The 25,418-nt window shown below is 53.6% G+C and carries 25 protein-coding genes; 6 read left to right on the top strand and 19 right to left on the bottom strand.

What is annotated here, in order from left to right; translation table 11 throughout:
- Window positions 1–3: 3 nt before the first annotated feature.
- Complete coding sequence (locus PSAB_RS08625) at window positions 4–546, top strand: GNAT family protein (protein ID WP_025334175.1); 543 nt, start codon at window positions 4–6, stop codon at window positions 544–546.
- The gene (locus tag PSAB_RS08620; protein ID WP_025334174.1) at window positions 543–1,673 is read left to right on the top strand and encodes a YheC/YheD family endospore coat-associated protein; all 1,131 of its coding nucleotides are present in this window, start codon (window positions 543–545) and stop codon (window positions 1,671–1,673) included. Before PSAB_RS08625 ends, PSAB_RS08620 begins: the two co-directional genes overlap by 4 nt.
- Window positions 1,674–1,794: 121 nt before the next feature.
- On the opposite strand, the gene PSAB_RS08615 is transcribed toward PSAB_RS08620, so the two are convergent.
- The 3 genes from PSAB_RS08615 to PSAB_RS08605 all read right to left on the bottom strand — a co-directional run bounded on the left by PSAB_RS08615 (window position 1,795) and on the right by PSAB_RS08605 (window position 4,326).
- Complete coding sequence (locus PSAB_RS08615; protein WP_420835625.1) at window positions 1,795–2,511, bottom strand: HAD family hydrolase; 717 nt, start codon at window positions 2,509–2,511, stop codon at window positions 1,795–1,797.
- 137 nt (window positions 2,512–2,648) lie between these two features.
- Window positions 2,649–2,903: an AbrB/MazE/SpoVT family DNA-binding domain-containing protein gene (locus PSAB_RS08610; protein ID WP_025334172.1), complete on the bottom strand. Its 255-nt coding sequence runs from the start codon at window positions 2,901–2,903 to the stop codon at window positions 2,649–2,651.
- A 370-nt stretch (window positions 2,904–3,273) separates the two neighbouring features.
- Window positions 3,274–4,326 carry a CapA family protein gene (locus PSAB_RS08605; protein ID WP_025334171.1) on the bottom strand — a complete coding sequence of 351 codons (1,053 nt, stop codon included), beginning with the start codon at window positions 4,324–4,326 and terminating at the stop codon, window positions 3,274–3,276.
- 241 nt (window positions 4,327–4,567) lie between these two features.
- Between PSAB_RS08605 and PSAB_RS08600 the strand changes: the two genes are divergently transcribed.
- Window positions 4,568–5,383, top strand: coding sequence for a polysaccharide deacetylase family protein (locus PSAB_RS08600; RefSeq protein ID WP_025334170.1), 816 nt, complete (start codon window positions 4,568–4,570; stop codon window positions 5,381–5,383).
- Between the two features lie 67 nt (window positions 5,384–5,450).
- Here PSAB_RS08600 and PSAB_RS08595 read toward each other — a convergent pair whose 3' ends face one another.
- From PSAB_RS08595 to PSAB_RS08560, 8 genes are all read right to left on the bottom strand, one after another.
- Window positions 5,451–6,020: a manganese catalase family protein gene (locus PSAB_RS08595; protein WP_025334169.1), complete on the bottom strand. Its 570-nt coding sequence runs from the start codon at window positions 6,018–6,020 to the stop codon at window positions 5,451–5,453.
- Between the two features lie 33 nt (window positions 6,021–6,053).
- The gene (locus PSAB_RS08590) at window positions 6,054–6,320 is read right to left on the bottom strand and encodes a spore coat protein CotJB (RefSeq protein ID WP_025334168.1); all 267 of its coding nucleotides are present in this window, start codon (window positions 6,318–6,320) and stop codon (window positions 6,054–6,056) included.
- 3 nt (window positions 6,321–6,323) lie between these two features.
- Window positions 6,324–6,557: a spore coat associated protein CotJA gene (locus PSAB_RS08585; RefSeq protein ID WP_025334167.1), complete on the bottom strand. Its 234-nt coding sequence runs from the start codon at window positions 6,555–6,557 to the stop codon at window positions 6,324–6,326.
- 194 nt (window positions 6,558–6,751) lie between these two features.
- Window positions 6,752–8,119: a hemolysin family protein gene (locus tag PSAB_RS08580; protein WP_025334166.1), complete on the bottom strand. Its 1,368-nt coding sequence runs from the start codon at window positions 8,117–8,119 to the stop codon at window positions 6,752–6,754.
- 15 nt (window positions 8,120–8,134) lie between these two features.
- Complete coding sequence (gene yfkAB, locus PSAB_RS08575) at window positions 8,135–9,271, bottom strand: radical SAM/CxCxxxxC motif protein YfkAB (RefSeq protein ID WP_025334165.1); 1,137 nt, start codon at window positions 9,269–9,271, stop codon at window positions 8,135–8,137.
- Window positions 9,272–9,556: 285 nt separating this feature from the next.
- On the bottom strand, window positions 9,557–10,633 hold the full coding sequence (locus tag PSAB_RS08570) for an HD-GYP domain-containing protein (protein ID WP_025334164.1): 1,077 nt from the start codon (window positions 10,631–10,633) through the stop codon (window positions 9,557–9,559).
- Window positions 10,634–10,753: 120 nt separating this feature from the next.
- The gene (locus PSAB_RS08565) at window positions 10,754–11,578 is read right to left on the bottom strand and encodes an undecaprenyl-diphosphate phosphatase (protein ID WP_025334163.1); all 825 of its coding nucleotides are present in this window, start codon (window positions 11,576–11,578) and stop codon (window positions 10,754–10,756) included.
- 148 nt (window positions 11,579–11,726) lie between these two features.
- Window positions 11,727–13,166: a bifunctional metallophosphatase/5'-nucleotidase gene (locus PSAB_RS08560; RefSeq protein WP_025334162.1), complete on the bottom strand. Its 1,440-nt coding sequence runs from the start codon at window positions 13,164–13,166 to the stop codon at window positions 11,727–11,729.
- Window positions 13,167–13,301: 135 nt separating this feature from the next.
- On the opposite strand from PSAB_RS08560, the gene PSAB_RS08555 reads away from it, so the two are divergent.
- The 3 genes from PSAB_RS08555 to PSAB_RS08545 all read left to right on the top strand — a co-directional run bounded on the left by PSAB_RS08555 (window position 13,302) and on the right by PSAB_RS08545 (window position 15,760).
- Window positions 13,302–14,033 (top strand): molybdenum cofactor biosynthesis protein, encoded by a 732-nt coding sequence (locus tag PSAB_RS08555; RefSeq protein ID WP_025334161.1) that lies wholly within the window; start codon window positions 13,302–13,304, stop codon window positions 14,031–14,033.
- 58 nt (window positions 14,034–14,091) lie between these two features.
- A complete protein-coding gene (locus PSAB_RS08550; protein WP_025334160.1) occupies window positions 14,092–15,126 on the top strand; it encodes an HD-GYP domain-containing protein in 1,035 nt (344 codons plus the stop codon).
- A 211-nt stretch (window positions 15,127–15,337) separates the two neighbouring features.
- Window positions 15,338–15,760, top strand: a complete 423-nt coding sequence (locus PSAB_RS08545; RefSeq protein ID WP_025334159.1) for a hypothetical protein — start codon at window positions 15,338–15,340, stop codon at window positions 15,758–15,760.
- Window positions 15,761–15,832: 72 nt separating this feature from the next.
- On the opposite strand, the gene PSAB_RS08540 is transcribed toward PSAB_RS08545, so the two are convergent.
- From PSAB_RS08540 to sufD, 8 genes are all read right to left on the bottom strand, one after another.
- A complete protein-coding gene (locus PSAB_RS08540; RefSeq protein WP_193373927.1) occupies window positions 15,833–17,650 on the bottom strand; it encodes an ABC transporter ATP-binding protein in 1,818 nt (605 codons plus the stop codon).
- 41 nt (window positions 17,651–17,691) lie between these two features.
- A complete protein-coding gene (locus tag PSAB_RS08535) occupies window positions 17,692–19,452 on the bottom strand; it encodes an ABC transporter ATP-binding protein (protein WP_025334157.1) in 1,761 nt (586 codons plus the stop codon).
- Between the two features lie 308 nt (window positions 19,453–19,760).
- The gene (locus tag PSAB_RS08530) at window positions 19,761–20,171 is read right to left on the bottom strand and encodes a VOC family protein (protein ID WP_025334156.1); all 411 of its coding nucleotides are present in this window, start codon (window positions 20,169–20,171) and stop codon (window positions 19,761–19,763) included.
- A gap of 115 nt (window positions 20,172–20,286) precedes the next feature.
- A complete protein-coding gene (locus PSAB_RS08525) occupies window positions 20,287–20,868 on the bottom strand; it encodes a hypothetical protein (RefSeq protein ID WP_025334155.1) in 582 nt (193 codons plus the stop codon).
- Window positions 20,869–21,040: 172 nt separating this feature from the next.
- Window positions 21,041–22,438: a Fe-S cluster assembly protein SufB gene (sufB, locus tag PSAB_RS08520; protein WP_025334154.1), complete on the bottom strand. Its 1,398-nt coding sequence runs from the start codon at window positions 22,436–22,438 to the stop codon at window positions 21,041–21,043.
- A gap of 24 nt (window positions 22,439–22,462) precedes the next feature.
- Window positions 22,463–22,894: a Fe-S cluster assembly sulfur transfer protein SufU gene (gene sufU, locus PSAB_RS08515; RefSeq protein WP_025334153.1), complete on the bottom strand. Its 432-nt coding sequence runs from the start codon at window positions 22,892–22,894 to the stop codon at window positions 22,463–22,465.
- A complete protein-coding gene (locus PSAB_RS08510) occupies window positions 22,881–24,104 on the bottom strand; it encodes a cysteine desulfurase (protein ID WP_025334152.1) in 1,224 nt (407 codons plus the stop codon). Before PSAB_RS08510 ends, sufU begins: the two co-directional genes overlap by 14 nt.
- Complete coding sequence (gene sufD, locus PSAB_RS08505) at window positions 24,101–25,402, bottom strand: Fe-S cluster assembly protein SufD (protein WP_025334151.1); 1,302 nt, start codon at window positions 25,400–25,402, stop codon at window positions 24,101–24,103. The genes PSAB_RS08510 and sufD overlap by 4 nt, the downstream gene beginning before the upstream one ends.
- Window positions 25,403–25,418: the final 16 nt, after the last annotated feature.

Below are 25,418 nucleotides of genomic sequence, written 5' to 3'. Positions count from 1 at the left end.
AGCATGCGGATATCTTCTGTTTACGCCGCCGGCTCCATACAGTGGAGCCGGCAGCAGGGCGCACTTCTCGCCTTTCTCCGCCGCCATGCCGGCCAGCGGATTCCAACGGAATGCTTGCAAACGCTGGCGGATCTGACGCCGGGACGTCTATCCGCGCCAGGTACGTCGCTGCTGACGGCAACGCTTCGCGATCAGCTCGGCACCCAGCTTGCCGCCCTTAGCTTGGTGACGGATTACGGCAAGGAGGCCTGTGTCATCGCCGTTCACCCGCTGTACCGGAACAAAGGCATAGGCGCCTCCCTGATGCGGGAGCAGGTGAAACGTCTCGGAACGCTCGAATGCCGTGTGACTCCGGATCATGCATCCGGCCTGAAGATGTGCTTCAATGCCGGCTTGGCTGCCGTGGCGCTGACCCGGAGCGCCTCCGGCGCGCCGGTTCTCCGCCTGCGCTCCTTCCCGGCCGGGTTCCTGCTCGCAGAAGCCGCCGAACCGGACGCGCAGCGGGACCGGAGTCCCATTTTACTGCAAGAAGGTGAATCTCTGTGAGCCAACCCGTTCTGGGAATTCTGACCCTGTATCTGAATAACGCCCGGCAGTTGGAAGAAAAGCAGGTGTACCGCCGGATGATCGCGGAAGGCAAGCAGATTGGGCTGGATGTCTTCGTGTTCACGCCGATGGATGTCGACAACGTGAAGCAGCGCATTTATGCGCTTGTGTTCGACCCGGCAAAGGGAGAGTGGAGCCGTAAATGGCGGAGCTTTCCCGACATGATATACGACCGGTGTCGCATTCAGCGCAGCGTCCGCTTCCAGCAGCTGCTTCAATTCCGCTCGCGTTACAACCACCTCACCTTCCTGAACCGGCCGCTGCGCAACAAATGGACGATTCACCAGACGTTCTCGCAAAAGGGCCGCTTCCGCCAGCATTTGCCGGATACTCTGCTGTATCAGTCTTCGGCAGACCTGCACCGAATGCTCAGGGCGAATCCGGTGGTCTACATCAAACCATCTAACGGCACAGGCGGAAGAGGGATTCTACGCATCGAGCGGCTGAAGGGAGAGCGCGGGATGTTCGACATCCAGGGCCGGCGTCTTAACCGCCAGATTATTCAGCCCCGCCGGGTTTCCTTATCCCGGCTGGAGTCGATCGTCCGCCAGTGGTGCATCGGCGGCCGCTTTCTCGTCCAGCAGGGCATCCCGCTGCGCCTTCCGGGCGGCCGGTTCCACGATTACAGGATGCTCGTTCAGAAGAACAGCCAGGGCAACTGGGCGATGACCGGCATCGCCGGCCGGGTTGGAGCAGCCAGGAGCGTGACCTCCAATCTGCATGGCGGCGGTCATGCGGTTAGAGCGGAGATACTGCTGAAGCAGTGGCTCGGCAGCGAAGAGAAAGCGGCAAAAACGATACAAACGGCCGAGAAGCTCGGTACGGACGCCGCCGCTTATCTGGAAGATAGCTTCAGCGACCTGTGCGAGCTCGCTCTTGATCTGGCCATCGACCGGGAAGGAAGGATCTATGTCCTTGAGGTTAACCCCAAACCGGCCCGCGAGGTGTTCTCCAGGGCCGGCGATAAGGAAACCTACCGCAAAGCGCTGAGGCGGCCGCTGGAATACGCGCTCTGGATTTACCGGACGAAGCTGGCGCCCTCCTCCTCGAAGAAAGTCGAGGAGTGACGGGCGAGACCCTTCGTTCCGGCAGAAAAAAACCCCAACAAGCGATTGACTAAACCCGCCTCTTCCGTGCGGATGACAATGGCTTCGTTGGGGTTAGTTTTTGCTTTACTGACTCTCTTGGTTACTGCGCCCCTTCGTACAGCTCCAGAAGCTGGTCAAAGGAACGGATAATCACATCCGAGCCTTCAAGCTCGTCCTCACGGCCAAATCCGGCGTAGGCGCAGCCGATCACCGTCTGCCCGTTCTCTTTTCCCGCCTGAACGTCGGAAGATCGGTCTCCTACCATCCAGGCGGTGCCGATGCGGTGGTTGTCCAGAAGAAGCTTCAGCAGCTGGGCCTTCGTAGAGGTACCCTGGCCGCCCGCACTGTACAAGCCTTCGAACACATCTTCCAGCTTATGTATAACGACAATGCTGTGAATATATTCCTCCAGACCGTTGCTGCAAACAAACAGCCGGATGCCCTTCTCCTTCAACTTCCGCAGCGTCTCCGGAACGCTCGGGTACAGAACGGAGCCGCCGGCCTCAAGCCCTTCGATCTCCAGCTTCAGCAGCAGCTCGCTGGCGCGCCGGTGAACCGCTTCCCCGGCTTCCGGCATGACGTTCTTCCAAATATCCGACAGCAGCATGCCTAGGCAGCCAAGGATCCGCTCCTCGGGAGGCGTCGGCCCCGAATACAGCCCTTCCTCGCGCAGAATATCGAACATTTTGTGGTAGGCTGGCAGCAGCAGACTTTCTGTCTGAAGCAGGGTTCCGTCCATATCGAACACCATCGCCTCGGGCTTTACTAGCAATTTCTGCATGTCTTGATGTTCCGCACTTTGACCTTCTCTGCTCATGAATCACTCTTCCCTTCCCTTGGACTACCCCTATATTATTGGAAACCAAATGGTCCCCGCAATTAAAAACGGCAGGTTGGCCGTTCCATTCGGAACTCCCCTCCTGCCGTTGTATTATTATTTTTGAGTCTGCCGGATTATATCTGGTTAAAGCTCTCGAGCAGTTCGTCGAGAATGTCCTTGCTGACCATTTTCCCCTTGAAGTTAATCAGATTCTCCGAGCTTCCGGAAAAAATGCAGGTTGGTTCATATTTTCTGAGAATAATCTTCTCTCCGTCGACGAAAATTTCAAGCGGGTCCTTAATGTCGATTCCCATCGTGCGGCGAAGCTCGATCGGAATGACGATACGTCCCAGCTCATCCACTTTTCTTACGATTCCAGTTGCCTTCATTCAATGTATCCTCCCTTGAAATAACCGTTATGCCATCTTTTAGAATAGAAAAGCGAAAAATTCCATTAACGGATAGAAATGATTACGCTCTTACTTGAATTGTAAAGTGTCACAAGTTTCCTGTCAATTCATATTTCTACATCTTCCGATATCAATCGACAAATTTATCGCATTAACTCTCCTAAATTCGACAAAGCAAAGTCTGATTACTACTAATTTAATCTAAAATCAGGGGTAATGGCAAGTTTATTCCAACAGATCTCTAGTAGAGTCGCTAGAGTTTCCTATGTCCGGTGCTAATTACACATGCTTTTGCAGGGATTTCGGTTAAAAAAAGAGCGGCCTTGCGGCCGCCCTTCTCATTCAGTCACTATGCGCCTGCGGTTCTCTCGGAAACCTGTCCCTTCGAATCTACAACAGCATTAAATGACCGCTCTTTTAGCAATTGAATAATCTTCTTGTTGTAATTTGCTCCCATAAATACCGGCTGGCCGTGCACAATTTTGACCGGCGTTACGCTGGCGGACAGCTTGTTTCCGGCAATCCGGAAATTCGCGAGCATCGAATCCAGCGTCTTGTCTCCGCCGCGGGTAGAACGGTTGAATACAAAATTCCCGAGAGAATAAAAAATAGGCTTGTGCTTATAGTACTCGATTCCCATCAAGCAGTGGCTGTGCGCTCCGATAATCAAATCGGCTCCGCTGTCGATCATCTGCCTGGCCAGCACGCGCGCATACTTCTCTGGATAATCCTTGAATTCCTGATTCCAATGGATATAGACGACTGTGAAATCATTGGTTTTGGCCGACTGTTTGATCTTGCCGAGCAGCGGCTCCGGCGTGTAGGCCGAGGCCGCCCCCGGTTTGTTCTTCCCCGCGTACCAAGAAGAGTCCGACAGCACGCGGCTTACGCCCAGGATCGCGATTTTTTGACCGTTCACCGTCTTAATATAGGGCTTGAACGCTTCCTCGACATCCTTTCCCGCACCCGTACGGCCGATTCCGTATTTGTCGAGATTGGACAAGGTGTCCAGCATGCCTGCTTGCCCGTAATCCAGAATATGATTGTTCGCCACGGTCACTCCGTCAATTCCGGCATATTGGAGACCGGCGAGCGTGCCCGGCTTTGACCGGAATACAAACGTCTTCTTCGCGGCCTGGCCTTTAGTCGAAACAGGCGTCTCCAGGTTGGCAAAGGCCACATCCGCCTTCTGAAGCAATGGCGCCACTTTAACAAAAGGATAATTCACTCCGTATTTGGCAATCTGGTCGCCGACATAACCGTCAAGCAGTATATCACCGGCGAACACCAGCTTGATATCGGAAGCGGCGTCCGCTGTACGGTTAACGGCAGATGCTTCGGTTCCGGCCGGAATGGACAGAGCAAGCAAGATTATAATGAAGAATAGCGGAAGTCTGCGCAACCTGAATCCCCCTCTTTATGTAAACCTTTACATTGAAAAAGTTTCAGCATCCCTCCTATTCTACTATATCATTCCATTCTATTAAAGCGGGGATCGCAAAATAATAGAGAGTTACAGAAAATGCGGTCCGCATTCCGGAGGAGTGGTATAACCGGAGCCCGTTTCAGGAAATCTAACGCTAAGAGCGACAATTAAAGTGTTGGTTTTGCGCCGGAGATGCGCTGGAAAGGAGTATACGAAATTGCGGGTTTATAGACTGCCCTTATGCTTGCTGCTGTCCGCCGCGCTGGCCGGAGGCAGCGCGAATGCCGCATCGGCTGCGGGGCCCAAAGACAGAACATACTACGAAAAACATGGTGAAATCGTTTGGGAGGTGCCGACTGCGCAGAAGCTCGTCGCCCTTACTTTCGATGACGGACCCGACCGGAGGCTCACCCCGGAAATCCTCCGTCTGCTCAAACAATACGGGGCGAAGGCCACCTTTTTCGTCGTCGGCGACAAGGCGATACGGTATCCTGAAATTCTGCGGGCCGAGCTTGATGAAGGCCATGAAATCGGCAATCATACGTTCCATCACCCCTCGTTCCAGGGAGCGTCCTCCATCCGGATTCTGGAAGAGATTAGCCGGACACAGGATGCTGTTCAGCAGGCAACCCGCCATAAGCCCGTCCTGTTCCGTCCTCCCGGCGGCTGGTATAACGAAGCAGTCGTGGATATTATCAAACAAAACCGGATGCAAATGGTGCTGTGGTCCTGGCATCAGGATACCTGGGACTGGGCCAAGCCGGGGGTTGGCCGCATCGTAAACAAAGTGCTGGGCAATGTTCGCAGCGGCGATATCATCCTGATGCATGATTATGTATACAACAGCACCCAGACAGTCGAGGCGCTCAAAATCATCCTTCCTGAGCTTCGCAGGCGGAATTATTCCGTCGTAACGGTATCGGAGCTTCTGAAGCACCGTTCGAGCCGGCGGGCCGCCGATATAAACCGGATTCCCGATCCTTTGAAGGAATCGGGCGAATCCGCCCGCACCTCAAAGCCAATACCCCGCTAATTGAGAGCGGGGTATTGGCTTTTTCGCCGATGCCCGCTTCAAGAGCAGGCTCAGCCAATTTTTTTGCTCAGAATATCTTCTTGCAATCCTGGTCATGCTTGAGAATCTCAACAGCTTCCCGGAACCGCTGCGAATGCACGATCTCCCGCTCTCTCAGGAATTTGAGGCTGTCCTGAAGATCCACGTCATCGGTCATATTGATCAGCCACTGATATGTAGCCCGCGCTTTTTCCTCTGCAGCAATGTCTTCATAGAGATCGGCAATCGGGTCCCCTTTGGCCTGAATATAAGCGGCCGTCCACGGCACGCCTCCGGCATTCTCGTAATACAGCGCGGAGTCATGGTTGACATAATGGGCGCCTAGACCGGCCTCCTCCAGCTGCTGCACGGTCGCATCCTTGGTCAGCTTGTAGACCATCGTGGCAATCATTTCCAAATGGGCCAGCTCTTCCGTTGAAATATCGTTGAGCACCGCGATCACCTTGCCCGGGATGGTGTATCTTTGATTCATGTAGCGAAGGGCGGCGGCAAGCTCTCCATCCGCTCCTCCATACTGCTCGATCAGATACTTCGCCATCCGGACGTCGCACTTGCACACCCTGACCGGATATTGCAGTTTTTTTTCGTAAACCCACATGCGCTGGACCTCCTTTTCGCCTCTATCGTTTCCTTAAACCTGCCAAGGCCAGGGACTTTCGCTCCATTCCCAGGGACATTTCGAGTACGCGCGCCCGAAATTTTGCAGCGGACCGTACAGCTCCTGAAACTGCTTCGCTAGCCGCGTCCGTTCCTGGGTAAGCTGATTGAACTGCTGGATGCTTTTGAGGTCTGTCGGATGAGTGTCCAGGTACAGATTCAGCTCAACCAGCGCAAAATCCAGCGTCTGAAGCTGCTCCAGCAGTTCATAATAGCGGGGATCGCAGGGAGTTGCTTCCATGTGCTAGTTCCCTCCTCTGATTTGAGGCGTATACGGACTGTACAGCGCGGGCCACAGCGTGCCGAGCCTCAAGGCTTCCGGAAGGTTAAACTGCGGCAGATTGGGAGGTTGGAAGCCCAAAAACAAATGCGGGGGCACGACATACGTCTTGCAAGTCACCGGCGGACAGGGATCGAACGGCCCTGCGTATACCGAATATACACGTTCTTCGGAGTTCTTCGGCGCTTGTGAAGTCAACGGCAATTCCTCCTTCGCTTTCCCCGGCTGACACGTAAATTCTGCTCTCCCGGGGATTATCTTCGTAACTAATCTATGTAGCTCTCCCGCCATTAAGACGATCTTTCCGAAAAAATAAAAACCCGCCCCGTAAGAGCGCCGTAAGGCGCGGGGCGAGTCTTTAAGGGTTCGAACGAGTGCGGCCGTCATGAGCTTTAATCGTTTCGATCCTGAGCTTCCTCTTCTTCTTCCGCTTTGGAAAAGCCCGGTTCCCGGTGAATGTTGATCCGGGTAATGCGCAGTCTGGTGGATTCCTCCACCTCGAATATCACATGATCGACGACTCTGCGTTTGCCCTTGGCCGGATTCCCCTCCAGCTCCTTGAACAGCCAGCCGCCAATGGAGTCAACCTCGTCGTCCTCGATCTCGATGCCAGTCAAATCATTGATATCCTCGATCAGCAGCCGGCCGGAGACGGAGATATAGCCATTCTCCTTGTGCTCCACCTCGGGGCGTTCATCCTCGAACTCGTCATGCAGGTCGCCGACAATCTCTTCGAGAATTTCTTCCGCCGTAAGCAGGCCGGCCGTGCCGCCGTATTCGTCCACAACCAGCGTCAGCTGGGAATGATGCTTCTGCATCAGCCGCAGTGCATGGCTGATTTCGATCGATTCCGGCACATTCAGAATCGGACGGACAAGGCTGGCGAGATTGCCCTGCTGCTCCGGGGTAGCAAGCAGAAAATCGGTAATGTGAACGAAGCCGATAATCCGGTCCTTGTCTTCCAGCGCCACGGGATATCTGGAATGCTTGGTCTCCATCACAATCCGCAAATTCTCTTCCACGGAAAGATTCGTGTACAAGCAGTCCATATCCGTTCGGGGAAGCATGACTTCCCTGGCCAACAGGTCGGAGAACTCGAAGATATTGTCCATCAGCTTCATCTCGTCCTTGTCGATAACGCCGCTCTTCGCGCTCTGATTCATCAGAATGCGGATCTCCTCCTCGGAGTGGGCGGCCTCTGCCTCGCTCGCCGGCTCCACGCCGATGAAACGCAGCAGCCCGTTCGCCGACGCGTTCAGCACCCAGATGAACGGAAAGAACAGCTTGTAAAAGAACATCAACGGAGCCGACAGCAGCAGCGCAGAGCCTTCGGTCTTCTGGATCGCCAGAGATTTGGGCGCAAGCTCGCCAAGCACAATATGTAGGAAAGTGATGATGCAGAAGCCGATAACGACTGATACGGTGGAAATCAGTCCATGGTCGGTGACCCCCAGCTTGAACATCAGCGGCTCCACGAGCAGCTCTGAAATCGCCGGCTCCCCCACCCAGCCAAGACCCAGCGAAGCCAGCGTGATGCCGAACTGGGTGGCGGACAGGTAAGCGTCCAGCCGATGGTTGACCTTGAGCGCATAGGCGGCCAGTTTGTTGCCCTCGCTTTGAAGCTGGGTCAGCCGGGACTGCCGAACCTTCACCAGCGAGAACTCCGCAGCCACAAAGACACCGTTCAAAAAGACGAGCAACAGAACAAGCAGAAGGTTAAGAATTAAACTTCCTATCTCAAATTCCGTATGCACGTTCATTACAACGCCCCATTTCTACAAAGTGATCGCTTTTCTCGATTTAAAATCAATATCCGAATAGTACATGTCTTTTACCAAGAGATTGGGGCCGCAGCAGCCGGCTTCGGCGCAGTGGCAGTTCACCGTTTGATTCAGAGGATGCTCATTTTGCCATTCCGCAAATATATCATCCAGCTTCCGCTCGGCAATATTCCCGAAGGCTGGAATGTCAGCAAAGTCCGTGACGAATACATCGCCGGTGAACAGATTGACATTGACGCGGTTTCGGCCGTCGGGATCGTTGCGCACCGTAACGTTCTTCTCGGACTTCAGGCGGTGCAGCAGCTTGCGGTCCTCTTCCAGAAAGCTGCAGGCAAAAAAGGGCAGCGTGCCGAACAGCATCCACATGTCGGGATTCCGCTGGTCCAGCAGGCCCTGAATGGCTGCCGCCGTCTCATTCAGAGAGAGAACCGGAAGCGAGGATGCGAAATTGGAGGCGTACATCGGATGAACCTCATGTCTGCGGCAGCCCATTTCCCCGATCAGCCGGTGAATTTCCGGCAGCTTGCCGTGCGTCCGGTAATTGATCATCGATTCGGCGGAGATGAACATGCCTTCCCGGCTGAGCCGCTCCGCGTTCTCCAGCATCGTGTCATACAGCCGGTAAGCCGTCTCTTTCGCCACCGAATGGCCACTAGCCGCAAACCCGACCTCATGAAAATCATCGCCGTTCACATAGTTGAACGAGATATGCATGACGTCAAGATACGGGAGCAGCTTCTCATACCGGGAATAAGGCATCGTCAGATTCGAATTGATCTGCGAGCGCAACCCGCGCTCCTTAGCATATTGAAGTAATGGAACAATGATGTTGTCCACGGTACTTGCGCGGAACATCGGCTCCCCGCCGGTAATGCTGATCGTCTCCAGATGCTCTACTTCCTCCAGCCGGCGCAACATCATCTCCAGCGGCAGCATCTCTCCTTCCCGAGTCGTCAGACTGTCGCCGACCGCACAGTGCTCACAGCGCATGTTGCACAGATTGGTAACTGTCATTTCCACGCTGGTAAGCACATGCTTGCCGTATCGGCTGAGCGAAGAAATCGGGTCCCACGGATCATAGCTGGGCGACAGCTCCTGGGGTAATGATGCCGGTGATTGAATCCTGTTCATGTGGCAGAAACTCCTTCGATAGCAATTGCTTATTCTCTTTATTAACCAAAAAAAACGCGAAAAACTTCCGTCTTATCCTATATCATACCATGAACTTTTTAAAAAACGCAGGGTTCCGCAACTCGCACAGCCGCTTCCCTAAGCTCTTGACGGGTCAAAACAAAGAATGCAGCGGGAAAGAAGGCGAAGACATCCCCCGGCCGGAGGCGCCTTTCGTCCCCATTCCCGCTGCATGGCGGCCGGTTCCGTACGGAACCCCAGGAGATTAGCGAGCATATACAGGGCCTATTCCGTCATATCGGAAATGACCACCGACAGGACCTTACGCAGATCGATTTCATAGGGAGTCAATTTCTCGCCCTCCGGACCCTCGATGACCCGGACAACGGGCCTGTGGGGAAGGCTTGGATCAATTGAAACGACAACGCCGGTCTCTCCCGTGCTCAGTTTGACGTTCAAGCCAATCGGATAGATCGCCACGCGATCCCGGAAGATCTCAAGCTGATTCTGCTCATAAAGTGTGCCGGAACCGACATAAAGCGCCTCCACCGCCTGATGCGGCAGCATCGCTTTTTTATAAATGCGGTTTGATGTCATCGCATCATAGGAATCTGCCACGCCGATCCATTTGGCATATTCGTGAATCTCCGGACCCCGTATGCCGCGCGGGTACCCGGACCCATTGATCCGTTCGTGATGCTGATAGGCACAGTGTGCGGCGAGAAGAGGAATGTTCGGTTCGTCCTTCAGAATTTTGAAGCCGATCTCGGTATGGGCCCGCATGTGCCGGAACTCTTCATCACTCAGCATGCCCGGCTTCTGCACGATCTTGATCGGAATCTGCGTCTTGCCGATATCGTGCAGCAGCGAGCCGAGCCCGAGCACTTTCAGTTCGGAGCTGCTGTAACCGTGAGCGATTCCGAGTACCAGCGTATAGAGACATACATTCAGCGAATGGACGTACAGGTAATTGTCCGTAGTATGCATATCATGAAGCATAATCATCGGATCTTCCTGCGAAGACATATCGTCGAGTATGGAATCCATGATATTGGAGAATTTCTTGTCCAGATGATAAAAGCCTTTCCTGATGCCTGACGAGTTCGACATGTCCTGGAATTGGGTGCGTATCGTCTTCAGCGCCTGATTGCGGGTCTCATCGTGCAGCATCGTCGGAATATCGACATCTTCCGTCAGGGAATCGTGTACGTATACATATCCGATATCCATTCTGGCCAGGCGGCCGATCAGAGGACCAGTAAGCTCCACACCGTCTGAGAGCAGCACTAATCCCTCATCGTTATATATTTTTTTGCCCAGCTTCATCCCCTCTTGAAGCCGATTGACTGGTACCAAACGCAACTTGGGCTCACTCCTGCCTTAACGGTAATTGGGTGCCATACAAAATATTCATGATCGCTCGGGTAGCTATACCGTTACCGTTACATCCAGCAAGCGGGTCGATAAAGCGAGAAACGGGTCTTAGCGCATAACGAACAGCCAGAAGAAGGCGGCTAGCAAAAAGCGGTAAATGGCAAAATGGGTGAGCCGGATTTTTTGAATCAGACGCATGAACAGTATCACGACGAGATAGGCTACTACAAAAGAAACCAGGAACCCGATGGCAAAGATTCCGATGGTGTCGCCGGTAATGTCCTTGTAGGAATCGAGCAGCTCATAGCCTGACGCCGCGCACATGATCGGGATAGCGATCAAAAAGGAGAAATCGGCCGATGCCTTGTAGCTGACACCGCTCAGCATGCCGCCCGAAATCGTCGAGCCGGAACGTGAAAAGCCGGGCCACAGCACGGAAATAATCTGGTACAACCCGATCGCCAGAGCTTGTCCGTAGGACAGGTCATCCAGTTCATGTGCGGTGATCCGCACTTTGCGCTTGTTGACCCACTCGGCGACGATCATCAGAATTCCTCCTGCGACCAGAGCCCACAGCACCGTGCTCGCTCCGAACAGGCTTTTAATGAAATCGCGGGCGAAAAAGGCGACTGCAAGCGCAGGGACGATGCCGAGAAGAACATGAATGAGATTAAGGCGCGAGCGGGGCATGACGCCAGCTCTCTCCTTCTTGCGGCCGATACCGAGCAGATTAAGGATACGCCGCCAGTAGATGAGCGCGATTGCGAGAATCGCCCCGAGCTGGATGACAATCTCGAACGTCTTCATCAAATTGTCCTGTTCTTCAAATCCGAGAAGCCGGGTGGTCAGGATCATGTGACCGGTGGAGGATACGGGAATAAATTCGGTGATGCCCTCAACGATAGCGAGAATGATAGCTGTAATTGTGTCCATATTTGGCCTCCTAACAGTTCTGCAATTTAGTAGTAAGACAGTCCCGCAGGTGTGCGATCTGCTCCGAAGAAGAGTTCAGGCCCTTTTGCGGGAACCCCTGGAAATTCGAGGGTAATGAGCGGGAGTTGCGTTAGCGGGAGGTCCTGCGTTAGCGGGTTCTCGGCTCCCAGCGGACCTTTCCACACTCGTCCAGACTTCCCGGACGCTGCAGCTCCAGCCGAAGCAAATCCCGGAGAAAATGAGGCAGCAGGTACCGCACGTCTTCTCCATTGCTTATCGACTCATACCCCATGCGAAAAGTGAACATGTCGAGCGTCCCGACCGTATAGTCCCGGCTGTCGTCAAGCGGCTGTCCGTCGACAAAAACTGCAATATTTGTATCATACGGCATCACATGAGGATCGTACAAGATTTTTAATCCGTCCACAGCCAGACCGCCGAGCCGTTCACCCCGAAAGCCGTATCCGTATACGACCTTCTCACGGAATTCCGACAACAGACTCTGCTGAAGCGCGGTGCGGATATCCCGTCCGGGCAGCCGCATAATGCACGTGTTAATCGGGGACGGACAGAGCGCATGCAGCATACCGGCCGTGATCTCCCCTTCGGGAAGCGGTCCTAGCAGCTGACCGGCATTGACCAGCGAAAGCGGGGTCCCTGTGAATCGTCTTACCGACTGCGCCAGCAGATTGGCAAAAGGCGACTCTCCCCTGAGATCAAGGGCCAGCCGCCGGTCGGTAATGGCAACCTTCTCGCTCAGCGCTTCCCTTCCGCGCTCCAGCTGCAGGACGGCCGCCGAGGAGAGTGAAGGTTCCAGGAGAGATGGATTGACTGGCACGCATTCACCCGTTACATAATGGAAACGTCCAGACGCTTCGTCGCGCTCGAATTCAAGACGCCCCAGATAGTTCCCGAATTTGCCCGCGCCGCACACCGCTGTGCCGTTTACGATCAGCGGCTGTTCCAGCACGTGATGCGTATGGCCGCCGAGAATGGCGTGGACCCCGTCCAGGCGTTCGGCAAGCCGCTGATCCGCAGGCAGGCCCAGATGCGAAAGGATAATGACAATATCAGCTTTCTGCGCAAGCAGCCGGCATTGTTCCCGAAGGCATTCTTCGGGCTCCAGCACATCCCATCCGAGCAGGGAATAGAACGAGGTGAAAGGAGCGGTTGCTCCTGTAACACCGATCCGTATTCCTTCTCTTTCCAGAATGGCATGGGGCTGCATCCAATGCGGAGGCTTCCCCGTTGTGCTCTCCACCAAGTTGCAGCATACGACCGGACACTGAATGCCGGCAAAGACGGAAGACAGCATCTCCCGCGTAAAAGTTAAGCCTTCATTATTACCGATTGTAACGGCGTCGTAGCCCGTCAGGTTGATCATATCGATATTCGCCTGTCCCAAGGTGCCTTCAGTTTCCGGGGCGGCCCGATCCATATGATCTCCGATATCGAACAGAAGCACGGGACTGTTTCGGGCCTCTTGTTTCTGCCTTGCGATAGCGGCTGCAAGCGGGCTCATCATCTCGAAGTGGCTGTGAATGTCATTGGTATGTAGAATCGTCAGACGCTCTGTTTCAGGCCTCATCGTCCAAGCTCCTTCCGCCTGTATATCCGCGCCCATAAGGGGCGGCCGGCAGTTTGTCTATAGTGCCTAGCATAACATTTTAAATGACATTATGGTATATTGTAGTCATTACGATCATAGCGAGGTGAACTTCAGATGCAGCTTTCCATTCGTCTTTTCGCGGGATTGGCCGAAGTTATCGGCTCCCAGACCTTGAATTTCCACGTTGCCGAGCCTCCTGTAACCGCCGGCAGACTCAAGGAGCTCCTGTCCGCTTCCTATCCGGAAGCCGCCGGTCAGATCGCCGTTTCCATGGTGGCCGTTGACCGCGAATACGCTCCCGAAGACACCGTAATTCCCGAATCTTCCGAAGTGGCGCTGATTCCTCCGGTTTCCGGGGGAGAGCCCTCCCCGGAGGAGAACAGCACTCAGGATGGATTGTACACCGTAACGGAGCAGCCGCTCCGTACGGAGGACATCCTGGCCAAAGTACTAGACAGGAATCACGGCGCTTCGCTTGTCTTTGTCGGGACTACCCGGGAAATGACGGGCAGCGAGCACACCTCCGCCCTGTACTACGAGGCCTATATTCCGATGGCCCTCTCCAAATTTGAAGAAATCGGCAGGGAAGTCAAGGAACGCTGGCAGGCGCGCTGCGCCATTTCGCACCGCATCGGACTTGTGGGCGTACAGGAAGCAAGCGTTGTGATCGCGGTATCTTCCCCGCATCGGGCCGTCTGTTATGAGGCCAGCCGCTTTGCGATTGAAGAGCTGAAACGCATGGTCCCCATCTGGAAGAAAGACATAGGCGAATCCTCCCAATCGTGGAAAGGCGCCGATCCGGCTTCCCGGGACAATTGGCCTGCTCCCCCCGCTGATTCTCATTGAAAATTTTACCTGCTCTTGTTATGCTTGAAGCAAATAACTGGCAGGGGAGACATTGGATTTGAGAGTTCACGTCACTGATTTAAAGCCCGGCGATTGCCTGAAGGACGACACCTTCAGCAAGAGGGGCATTCATGTGCTGTCCAAGGGAGCTTTGCTCCAGTTGGATGATATTTCCAGGTTGATTCGGCATGATGTGGACTATGTGGATATTGAGGACCCCCCTCAAACTCCCGCTTCGATTCCTCGTGTCTTCCATACGGTTACCACGAATTTTGACCAAAGCATCGAGGGCTTTCAATCCCTCTATCTGGAGGCGCTGTCCAGAGGAAGCTTCAACCGTTCCATGGTTGACGATATCCTGAAGCCTCTGCTTCACTCACTCGACCAGCACAAGGACACTGTTTCGCTGCTTCTTTTGCTGGATCGTGATGATGAATATACCTATAACCATTCCCTCCAGGTCGGTATGCTAACCTATTATATTGCTACCTGGCTCGGTTATTCCAAGCAGGAATGCTACGAAATTTCCCGGGCGGGTTACTTGCTCGACATTGGCAAATGCCGTATCCCGACTTCCTTGCTGAACAAGCCCGGCAGACTGACTCCGGAAGAATTTCAGGAGGTCAAACGGCACACTACATACGGATATGAAATCATCCGCAATTCCATGAACGACCACAGCACGGCGCTTGTGGCTCTTCAGCATCATGAACGCGAGGACGGGTCGGGTTATCCCGGCCGTCTGAAATCAAGCGAAATTCATCCCTACGCCCAAATCGCCGCAATCGCGGACGTGTACAGCGCAATGACAACAACCCGCGCGTTTCAGTCCAAGCAGGAGTTTATCAGTGTATTGCGGGAGCTGCATAATCTCGGATTCGGCAAATTGAACGGCAAATTCGTACAATCCTTTATCCATCATTTAATTCCCAACTTTATCGGCAAAAGAGTGCTGCTCAGCACCGGCGACATGGGAATTATCATCATGAATAACCCAATTGATGTCTTTCGGCCTCTCGTCCAGAGCGAAGGCCGCTTCATCGATCTGGACCGGGAACGGCAGGTTTCAATTGTAGAAATCTATATGGAGTGACAGACTTGGCCCTCCGGGAAGCTTCCCGGGGGGCTGCTCTTATTATGAGGTTACACCGACCCTGCATCTCATCCCCGGTTGAAGACTTTTCGTCATGCCCCGCCAAAAGACGGATACGCCTTGTACATATTATTTTCATATAGTTCCATATACCTAGTACAAATAGAGTAGTATAATTGGAAGAAAATAGTTTACAAGGAGATGCAGCACAATGGTTAAGCAAGCGGTAAAAGCGGGTCTTTTGTTCATGCTGGCCTTTATTCTCTCGGCTCAGCCGCTCTTTGCGGCAGGCAAGACTGTGAAGGTTAAAGTGACCTTCGTAAGCGCCGAGCTGGTTCAGAACGAGCATGTGGGCAATGAGTGGTGGTGGGGCGGTTATGTCAACGGCAAGGAGCTTGAGGAAGGATCGTCTGTGACTGTAAGCGCCAGCTCATCGGGTTCCATCAAGCTTCGCGCGGAAGCCCAGGAGCAGGATAAAATTCCTGAAGACGGAATCGCCAATGCTTCCGTTAAAGTGTCCTCCCTTAAATCCTCCGTCAACAAAACGTTGAACGTCACCGTGACCGAGAACCGCGGACGGTATTCCGGAAACACGGCCACATGGCGTTTTGTATTCAAGGTGGAGAAGCTGTAACCCTCTGCATATATGTACATAAATGCCCCGGCGGAGCCTGAACATTCAGGACTCTGCCGGGGCATTTATTTGTCACAGAAACCGGAACTGCGCTTCAATCAGGCCGTTATATATGCCCTCGCGTTCCGTCAGCTCGCGATGCGTCCCCATTTCTTTAATTTCCCCGTGATCGAGGACGACGATCTGGTCTGCATGGCGGATCGTTGACAGCCGGTGGGCGACGATGAACGACGTCCGGCCTTTGAGCAATACCTTTAGCGCCTCCTGAATCTTCAGCTCCGTCTCGGTATCGATGCTGGCCGTCGCTTCGTCCAGAATCAGAATGCGCGGATCGGCCAGCAGCGCCCGGGCAAATGACAACAGCTGACGCTGCCCCATCGACAGCGCGCTACCGCGCTCCTCTACCTCGGTATCATAGCCGTCCGGGAGCTTCATAATGAATTCATGGGCATCTACCGCTTTGGCCGCTTCTTCAACCTCTTTGTCTGTCGCGTCAAGCCGCCCAAAGCGGATGTTATCCCGGATGGTCCCGGAGAAAATAAACGTATCCTGCAGCACGATTCCGATTTGGCTCCGGAGACTGCTCAGAGTGACCTCGCGGATATCCTGGCCGTCTATTGTAATTAGTCCGCCCGTAATATCATAGAAACGACCGATCAGATTAATGATGGTGCTCTTCCCCGAACCGGTATGGCCGACTAACGCAATCGACTGCCCCGCTTTGACATCCAGATCGATTCCTTTCAGCGCGGCGCGCCCTTTTTCATACTCGAAATAGACCTTCCGAAAGGCGATATCGCCGCGGATCGTCGGCAGCGGCTTCGCGCCGGGATGATCCCGGACGAGCGGCTCTTCATCAAGATATTCAAAAATGCGTTCCGAAGATGCCATCGCCACAAGCAGCTGGTTATAGGTTTGTCCAAGCCGGTTGATCGGGTCCCAGAAGTTGCTCACATAAGTGCTGAAAGCCACGAGCACACCTACCGTCAGATTCCCCGTCTGGATCAGATGCGCTCCAAGCCAGAACAGAATCAGCGTTCCGATGCCGCCCGTGATCTCGATAATCGGTCCGAAGGACTGGTTCATGGCCGACGCTTTATCCCAGGACTTCTTGCTGTCCATGTTCATGGCGTCGAAGTAGCTCATGTTCTCGAGCTCCTGGGTGTAGGCCTGGGTTACCCGTATGCCTTGAATCGACTCGTTCAAATGCGAATTGATCCGCGAGTTCTTGATCCGGACCTCCTGCCAAGCGACGCGGATCGTCTTGCGGAGCTTCGTCGAGACGAAGAACATGATCGGCACCGTCACCATAACGGCGAGGCCCAGCTTCCAGTTCAGCGCCAGCAAAATTACGATAATCCCGGCAAGCTGAACGCAGTCGATAATCGAGTTGACGACCCCGTTCGTGAACAGATCCTGGAGCGAGTTGATGTCATTGGTCACCCTCACCAGCACCGAGCCTGCCGGTCGTTTGTCGAAGAAGTTAAATGAGAGCTTCTGAATATGCTTGAACAGATCGGAACGGAGATCGTAGATGACGCGCTGCCCAATCACATTGGTGTACTTGATCCGGTAGACACCGGCAACCCACTGCACGATGTACAGTACGATTACGCCTGCGGTAAGAAGATAGAGCAAGGCCGGATTCGGGATTCCTGTCTTCGGTGCAATGGCTTTATCGATCGCTTGGCTGGTGAGAAACGGTACCGCAAGCTTGGTGATCGTGCCCAGTACCATCATTAGCAGAACAAGCGGCAGCATCTGCCTGGCATATGGCTTCATGTAGCCGAACAGCCGGAGAAATTGCCTCCAGTCAAAGGGCTTGTCAATGACATCGTCATCCTTGTAGACGAATCTCTCCTGCCTCGATATCTCCGTTCCCGTCTTCATAGAGCCAGGCGCTTCCTCTTTGGTCTTCATCGTCACATGGCTCACTGTACCTCACCTCCAGCGGCTTTCACCAAATAATCGGCGTATTGAATCCGGTACACATCCCGGTAGGGGCCTGGAACCTGAATTAACTGCTCATGGGTACCGCGCTGCGCGATTTTTCCTTCGTTCAGAACAATGATCTCATCGGCATGCCGGAGCGAAGAAATGCGGTGCGCGATAATCAGCGTCGTCCGGCCGCGCATAACCTCCTGAAATCCTGCCTGGATTTCATGCTCCGTCTCCATATCGACCGCGCTTGTGGCATCGTCAAGGATCAGAATCCGCGGGTTCTTCAGCAGAGCTCTTGCAATCGCAACCCGCTGCTTCTGGCCTCCCGAGAGCCCCATGCCGCGCTCACCGACAATCGTCTCGTACCCTTCCGGCAGCTCCATAATAAAATCATGCGCCTGTGCCAGCTTGGCTGCCCGGATTACCTCCTCCATCGTCACATCCTTCAGCCCGTAGGCGATATTGTTCCGAATCGAGGACGAGAACAGAAAGGTCTCCTGAAATACGGTGGCGATCTGAGATCTCAAGCTGCGTACTCCAAGCTCCCTGATGTCGGTGCCGTCCAATCTGATGCTGCCCTCATTAACATCATAAGCCCGCATGAGCAGCTGGATGATCGTTGATTTGCCCGAACCGGTCCCGCCAAGGAAACCGATGACCGAGCCGGCTTTTGCCTCAAAGTTAATATCCGTTACAGCCGGAAGCTTATTTCCATACGCAAAGGTAACATGATCAAACTCGATATTACCCTCAACTTCAGTCGCAGCCACTTCCACCGCATCCGGCTGATCCCGGACGTCGATCCATTGATTCAGCACCTCCAGCACTCTTTCTCCGGAAGCCTTCGACTGGGTATAATTGTTGATATGAAAGCCAAGTCCCCATACAGGAGCGATAATATACCAGATCAGACTGAAAAAAGCGACCAGTTCGCCGAGTGTCATTCCATGATTAATGACCAGCGTTCCGCCCACTCCAAGGAGAATAGCCACACAGGCGCAAGCCAGAAACTCCATGATCGGAAAGAACTTGCTCCAGAGACCGGCTGCAAAAATTTGATTGTTTTTATACCGCTCATTGCGACCGGAGAATTTCTCCACCTCATGCGGCTCTCTGGCAAAAGATTTGACGGTCCTCACACCGGTCACATTCTCCTGAACCGCCGTTGTCAGCGCGCTGAGCGCAAGACGCATCTCCTGAAAAGCCGGATGAATGCGGGATTCGAACTTGAAAGCTACCGCAGCCAGCAGCGGCATCGTGACGAGCGTCACCAGCGTAAGCTTCCAGTTGAGCGAGAACATCATGATCGATCCGAAAACCACCATGAAGAAAACATTCAACAGCTGCGCGAATCCGAAGCCGATGAACAGCCGGATCGCCTCGAGATCGCCGGTCAGCCGGGACATGAGATCTCCGGTCTTTGCGGTGTCGTAATAACGGAATGACAGAAACTGCAGTTTCTCATAACAGGCGTTACGGAGCCGGTAGGCCAGATAATTCCCAACCCTTCCTCCGAAAAAGCCGTGTGCGAACTGCAAACTCGCCTTCACGCACACCACAGCCAGTACGGTCAGAGCAAGCAGGGGAACATCATTGAACTTCATGGGCACAATCACATCGTCAATCAGTTTCCTCAGCAGGTTCGGGGTAATTAGCCCCACTGCCGTAGCGGCGGCTAAACATACAATCGAAAGAATCAGATAATGCAGCCTCTCCCGGTAAAAGCCCCGCAGTTGCCTAAGAACATCCATGTCTCTCCTCCTTTATTTCACACCTTTCCAAAATTTAACGCTTTCAGTTTTTAGCGACTTTAAGCAGTTTATCATTCCTAAATTAATGGAGCAAAGTGGAAAAATAGCCTGATTCGGCGTTAAATCCTGGAATTTGACGTTTATTCTATCCAAATCGGTCCCTGCGTTCATAGAATGCTTCTATTCTCTCCTCCATGCTGGCCTTATCTAGGATAAATCGAGAACAAAATAAAAAGCGTCTCCAACGCGGAAACGCTCATCGTTATCCCTGTCATTACCTTTGTTAAGATTGCAAGCTTCGGATGGAATCAGGAGGGCTCGGGCGCCGCCATCTCCGTCATGACTTGCCAAATGATCCCGTACTTGTCCTCAAGCTGGCCGAAGTGCGCTCCCCAAAATTGTTTCTTTAGTGGCTCCATGATTTTGCCGCCCTCGGCCAGCTTGTCAAAAGCGGCATAAGCCTCTGCTTCCGCCGGAAATTCAAGCGAGAGAGCCATCCCGTTACCACGCTCGAACGCCCACATGGAATCACACATGTAAAATAAAATACCGGCCGCCTTCAGACTCAGATGCATAACCTTGTCTTTAAATTCCGGATTCGGGTCGGGACCATCCGCAAATGTCATCACATCCAGAATTTCTCCGCCAAGCGCCTCGGTATAAAATGCAGCCTGAGATTTGGCATCCTCCGAAAAAATGTACGGGGTCAGTTTAGCCATGTCTTCAACATCCCTTTCAATCTTGGATTTTGAATATCTACTGCCATGTTATCATAGAACATATGTTCGTGTCTAGTCCAAAATATAACCCGGCCGGGGCCGGGTCGGACTTGCCTTATTTTTTGATGACCATTCTCGTGGTCTTCTTATTAACCGAAGCATCATGGTCGGCTGCATAATCATTCAGCAATTTTTGCGCGGAAATGCACTCGGTCGGCGTACCTGCGCCCGTAGTGCGGAGCAGCTCGATCATTTTCCCCTTTACATTCAGGTCAGTAAGGAGCTCTCCGCTGCGCAGGAAACAGAATTTAATATCTTCACCCTCCGGGAGGTACCTCTCGCTTGTGCTCGTTCCTGAATCTATCGTATAGAACTCAATGCGGCCTTCGAGGTTGATGCCTCCAAAGGCAATCATTATCTTTACATCCCTTTGACTCGGATCATCGACTTTGAAAAAATCGACCAAAGCTTGATGAATGGCGGCAAAATCCGTTTTTTCATCAAAGTAGGGAAGCATCTGGACCGACAGCTCTTCACAAGGCCCTTGACTGCCCGCGAAAGCAATAAAAGCGCTGTTTCCGATATTAATAAAATTTTGATAATCCTCTTGCAAAACCTCGTTGTTCTCACCCAGCAGCTTTCCGTCGCTCATCACGCTTAAAAAATTCTCCCGGCCCAAAATAGACACAAAGCTCATGATATTCCCCCTAATTTCCAGCACAATTTAAAGTATGTTGACCTAAATAAAATACGTGTCCGAGCGTCTTGGGCATAAGAGCGTCAAGTTCACTGGCGGACACGTATCAAAGATGGTATTTAATTAACGGCTAAACTCCGTCCGAAAGCCGAAAAACCTTGAAGGATCAAGGTTAACCGATGCTTCCCTCCATCTCAAATTTGATGAGACGGTTCATTTCGACGGCGTATTCCATCGGCAGCTCCTTGGTGAACGGCTCGATGAAGCCCATAACGATCATCTGGGTCGCTTCGGCTTCCGAAAGACCACGGCTCATGAGGTAGAAGAGCTGTTCCTCGGATACCTTCGAGACCGTCGCTTCGTGCTCAAGCGTAATGTTATCGTTCATAATCTCATTATAAGGAATCGTATCCGAAGTGGACTCGTTATCCATAATGAGCGTATCGCACTTGATGTTCGATTTCGCGCCTTCCGCCTGACGGCCGAAGGAAGCAAGTCCGCGGTAAGTAACCTTGCCGCCGTGCTTACTGATCGATTTGGAAATAATGGTGGACGTTGTGTCCGGTGCCAAATGGATCATTTTGGCCCCTGCATCCTGGTGCTGGCCTTTGCCGGCCACCGCGATGGAGAGCACAGATCCTTTGGCGCCGCGTCCTTTCAGAACAACAGCTGGGTATTTCATCGTCAGCTTGGAACCGATGTTGCCGTCAACCCATTCCATCGTCGCGTTCTCTTCCGCAACCGCGCGTTTCGTAACGAGGTTGTAGATGTTCGGCGCCCAGTTCTGGATAGTGGTATAACGGACACGCGCGTTCTTCTTGCAGATGATCTCAACGACAGCGCTGTGCAGCGAGTTCGTGCTGTAGACCGGAGCGGTACAGCCTTCCACGTAGTGCACAAAGCTGTCCTCGTCGGCGATGATCAGCGTTCTTTCGAATTGACCCATGTTCTCGGAGTTGATGCGGAAGTATGCTTGCAGCGGAACTTCGCATTTAACGCCCTTTGGAACATAGATAAAGCTTCCGCCCGACCACACAGCGCTGTTCAGCGCAGCGAACTTGTTGTCGGCAGGAGGAATAACGGTACCGAAATATTCCTTGAAAATCTCGGGATACTCACGAAGAGCCGTGTCCGTATCCGTAAAGATAACGCCCTGCTCTTCCAGATCCTTCTGCATGCTGTGATATACAACTTCGGATTCGTATTGTGCGGATACACCCGCGAGGAACTTTTGTTCAGCTTCAGGAATACCGAGCTTATCGAAGGTTTCCTTGATTTCGGAAGGAACCTCTTCCCAGGTCTTTCCCTGCTTCTCAGAGGGTCTGACATAATACTGAATGTCGTTGAAGTCCAGCTCGTCAAGGTCTCCGCCCCAACGCGGCAGCGGCATTTTGTCGAATTGACCGAGCGATTTCAGACGGAAGTCCAGCATCCACTGCGGTTCATTCTTGATAGCCGAAATTTCCTTGACGATTTCCGGAGTCAGCCCTTTACCCGTTTGAAATACCGCCTTGTGCTCGTCCCGAAAACCATATTTGTACTCTTCAATTTCAGGCGCTTTTTTGGCCATGGGGGTATGCCTCCTTCATTTCATTTAGTGGTGTCGCTCTTCCTCATCGATGCCTTTGCGCAGCGCATTCCAGGCCAGTGTCGCGCATTTGATGCGCGCCGGGAATTTGTTCACGCCGGAAAGGGCTTCGATATCTTCATAATCGCCGAACGTCACGTCCTCGCCTTGCATCAGTGCGGAGAAGCGGCTGGCCAAGTCCAGCGCCTGTTCCACGGTTTTACCTTTAACGACTTCGGTCATCATCGAGGCGGAGGACATGCTGATTGAGCAGCCCTCACCGACATACCGAGCCTCTTTAACGATCCCGTCCTCAACCTTCAGCTGCAGTGTAATACGGTCTCCGCAGGTAGGATTGTTCAACTCCACCTTCATGGCGTCATCTTCAAATAAGCCGCGGTTCCGGGGATTCTTATAATGATCCATGATTACACGTCTGTACAAATCATCCAATTGCATCGGCGAAATACTCCTTTGTACGGATTAATGCCGAAGCCAGCCGGTCGATATCTTCTTCGTTGTTGTATAAATATAAGCTGGCCCGTGCCGTTGAACTAGCTTCCAGCCAGCGCATAAGCGGCTGGCAGCAGTGATGGCCCGCCCGAACCGCAATTCCCTCCGCATCGAGCACAGTTGCTACGTCATGCGGGTGAACATCCCCCAGATTAAAGGTCACGACGCCCACTTGCCGGTTGCGCGGTCCGTAGATGGTGATGCCATCGATTTCGGAAAGCCGCTCCTCGGCATAGGCTGCGAGCTTGATCTCATGCCGGTGAATCTCATCGAGACCGACCTCCTGAAGAAAATCGATCGCGGCTCCGAGGCCGACAGCGCCCGCAATGATCGGCGTTCCGCCCTCGAACTTCCACGGTAGCTCCTTCCAGGTCGACTCGTAAAGACCAACGTCATCAATCATTTCCCCGCCGAATTCCACCGGCTCCATGGCTTCAAGCAGCGCTCTCTTGCCGTAAAGGGCGCCGATGCCGGTAGGCGCGCACATCTTGTGGCCGGACAACGCATAGAAGTCACAGTCCAGATCCTGGACGTCGACCTTCATATGCGGCGTGCTCTGCGCGCCGTCAACCACCATAACCGCGCCATGCCGGTGGGCAATGGCCGCCAGCTCCTTCACCGGGCTTGTAACGCCCATTACGTTGGAGACGTAGGCTACGGATACGATCTTCGTTCTGTCCGTAATCGTCTTCTCGGCGTCTTCCAGCAGAATGGTTCCGTCTTTCTGCAGCGGAATGAACTTCAGCGTCGCTCCCGTCTTCTTGGCAAGCTGCTGCCACGGAATCAGGTTGCTGTGGTGCTCCATCAGCGTTATTACGATCTCATCGCCTTCACCAACGGCTGAAGGACCGTAGGAGGAAGCAACCAAATTCAGCGCCGTCGTCGTACCGCGGGTAAACACGATTTCCTTGGTGCTGCGGGCGTTAATAAATTTGGCGACCTTCTCTCTGGCACCCTCATAGGCATCGGTAGCGCGGCTGCCCAGCGTATGGACGCCGCGGTGAACGTTGGAATTATCATGTTCATAATAAGCCTTGATTGCTTCAATTACCTGCCGAGGCTTCTGTGAAGTAGCAGCGCTGTCCAGGTACACGAGCGGATGACCGTTGACGTTCTGGTTCAGGATGGGGAATTGCTCCCGGATGGCCTTGTTCATTGTCCCAACTTCCTTTCCACAAGAGACTTCAGCTGTTCGCGCAGTCCCTCTAGTGGAATTTGCGACACAACGGGCGCAAGGAAGCCGTATATAACCAGTCTCTCTGCTTCGGCGCGCGAAATGCCGCGCGACATCAGATAGTAGATTTGCTCTGGATTGACCTGACCGACGGAAGCTGCGTGTCCTGCGGTCACGTCATCTTCGTCAATAAGCAGGATCGGATTGGCGTCCCCGCGTGCCTTCGGGCTCAGCATAAGCACTTTTTCCGTCTGCTGGCCGTCTGCGCGCGTAGCGCCTTTCTCGATTTTGGTAATCCCGTTGATAATCGACGTTGCGCTTTCCCGCATTACCGCGCGGGTAATCATATTGCTTGGCGTGTTTTTGCCAAAATGCTGAGCCTGCGTCGTGTAGTTCAGCTTTTGAGCGCCCGAGCCAACCGCAATGACTTTCGCGTCGGAGCTTGCCCCGTTGCCCTTAAGCACCGACTTCGTGTCGCTGGCCGTATCGCCGCCATTCATTTCGCCGACGATCCACTCGACCGCTCCGTCATTTTCAACAATGGCGCGGCGGTAAGTCACATCGGTTGTATCCGTTCCGAATTGATGAACTGTAGCGTAGCGGACTTTCGCTCCGGCTCCGACGAACACTTCCACGGCGCCGTTATGAAGTCCAGCTTCTTCCTTGCCCGACACGTAGTTGTCGACATAGGTCACCGAGCTGTTGCTGTCGGCCACGATCAGGACGTGAGGCGCGAATGCAGCCTCCGCGTCGTCCGTCAGGAATACGGCCTGTACCGGCGTATCGACTACGACATTCTTCGGAATGTACAGGAACACGCCTCCGTTCCACAGCGCCGCGTGCAGCGCAGCGATCGAATGCTCCTCCGGTTTGACCGCAGTGTGCAGATAACGCTGCACAAGCTCGCTGTGTTCCTTAGCCGCAGTCTGCAGATCGGAGAAGATGACTCCCTTCTCCGCAAGCTCCGGGGCAAGGCGGGTGTAGACTACTCCCGAATTCCGTTGAATGATCAGGCTGCCTTCCCCTGCGCTGCCAGCAAGTGCAGCAATGGAGGAGGGGGCTTCGTTCAATGCGGCAATCGCCGCGCTTTCTTTATAACTCCCGTACCCGTGTATATTCCAGCGCTCAATCCGTGTCTTCTCCAGTTTTGGAAGCTCCAGCTTCGCTGCAAGCTCCAGTGCCTTCAGGCGGCTTTCCTTCAGCCATTCCGGCTCTCCGCTTCGCAGCGACAGTTCGCTCAGCCGGCCGGCGTCCACCGGAAGAATGGTTTGCGTCATCATAATGGTCTCCTCCTTC

The organism is Paenibacillus sabinae T27 (assembly GCF_000612505.1).
GTDB lineage: Bacteria > Bacillota > Bacilli > Paenibacillales > Paenibacillaceae > Paenibacillus_AQ > Paenibacillus_AQ sabinae.
The sequence above is the reverse complement of the archived record's forward strand: the minus strand, read 5'-3'. Positions and strand labels throughout refer to the sequence as shown.

Excerpts from the sequence above, each read along its gene's own strand:
- PSAB_RS08560 (WP_025334162.1), bottom strand. The coding sequence starts at position 13,166 with ATGAGGCCTGAAACAGAGCGTCTGACGATTCTACATACCAATGACATT.
- PSAB_RS08540 (WP_193373927.1), bottom strand. The coding sequence starts at position 17,650 with ATGAAGACGGGAACGGAGATATCGAGGCAGGAGAGATTCGTCTACAAG.
- PSAB_RS08535 (WP_025334157.1), bottom strand. The coding sequence starts at position 19,452 with ATGGATGTTCTTAGGCAACTGCGGGGCTTTTACCGGGAGAGGCTGCAT.
- sufU (WP_025334153.1), bottom strand. The coding sequence starts at position 22,894 with ATGCAATTGGATGATTTGTACAGACGTGTAATCATGGATCATTATAAG.
- PSAB_RS08545 (WP_025334159.1), top strand. The coding sequence starts at position 15,338 with ATGGTTAAGCAAGCGGTAAAAGCGGGTCTTTTGTTCATGCTGGCCTTT.
- PSAB_RS08595 (WP_025334169.1), bottom strand. The coding sequence starts at position 6,020 with ATGTGGGTTTACGAAAAAAAACTGCAATATCCGGTCAGGGTGTGCAAG.
- PSAB_RS08525 (WP_025334155.1), bottom strand. The coding sequence starts at position 20,868 with ATGAGCTTTGTGTCTATTTTGGGCCGGGAGAATTTTTTAAGCGTGATG.
- PSAB_RS08580 (WP_025334166.1), bottom strand. The coding sequence starts at position 8,119 with ATGAACGTGCATACGGAATTTGAGATAGGAAGTTTAATTCTTAACCTT.
- PSAB_RS08510 (WP_025334152.1), bottom strand. The coding sequence starts at position 24,104 with ATGAACAAGGCCATCCGGGAGCAATTCCCCATCCTGAACCAGAACGTC.
- sufD (WP_025334151.1), bottom strand. The coding sequence starts at position 25,402 with ATGATGACGCAAACCATTCTTCCGGTGGACGCCGGCCGGCTGAGCGAA.
- sufB (WP_025334154.1), bottom strand. The coding sequence starts at position 22,438 with ATGGCCAAAAAAGCGCCTGAAATTGAAGAGTACAAATATGGTTTTCGG.
- PSAB_RS08555 (WP_025334161.1), top strand. The coding sequence starts at position 13,302 with ATGCAGCTTTCCATTCGTCTTTTCGCGGGATTGGCCGAAGTTATCGGC.
- yfkAB (WP_025334165.1), bottom strand. The coding sequence starts at position 9,271 with ATGAACAGGATTCAATCACCGGCATCATTACCCCAGGAGCTGTCGCCC.
- PSAB_RS08565 (WP_025334163.1), bottom strand. The coding sequence starts at position 11,578 with ATGGACACAATTACAGCTATCATTCTCGCTATCGTTGAGGGCATCACC.
- PSAB_RS08610 (WP_025334172.1), bottom strand. The coding sequence starts at position 2,903 with ATGAAGGCAACTGGAATCGTAAGAAAAGTGGATGAGCTGGGACGTATC.
- PSAB_RS08625 (WP_025334175.1), top strand. The coding sequence starts at position 4 with ATGCGGATATCTTCTGTTTACGCCGCCGGCTCCATACAGTGGAGCCGG.
- PSAB_RS08590 (WP_025334168.1), bottom strand. The coding sequence starts at position 6,320 with ATGGAAGCAACTCCCTGCGATCCCCGCTATTATGAACTGCTGGAGCAG.
- PSAB_RS08530 (WP_025334156.1), bottom strand. The coding sequence starts at position 20,171 with ATGGCTAAACTGACCCCGTACATTTTTTCGGAGGATGCCAAATCTCAG.
- PSAB_RS08615 (WP_420835625.1), bottom strand. The coding sequence starts at position 2,511 with ATGAGCAGAGAAGGTCAAAGTGCGGAACATCAAGACATGCAGAAATTG.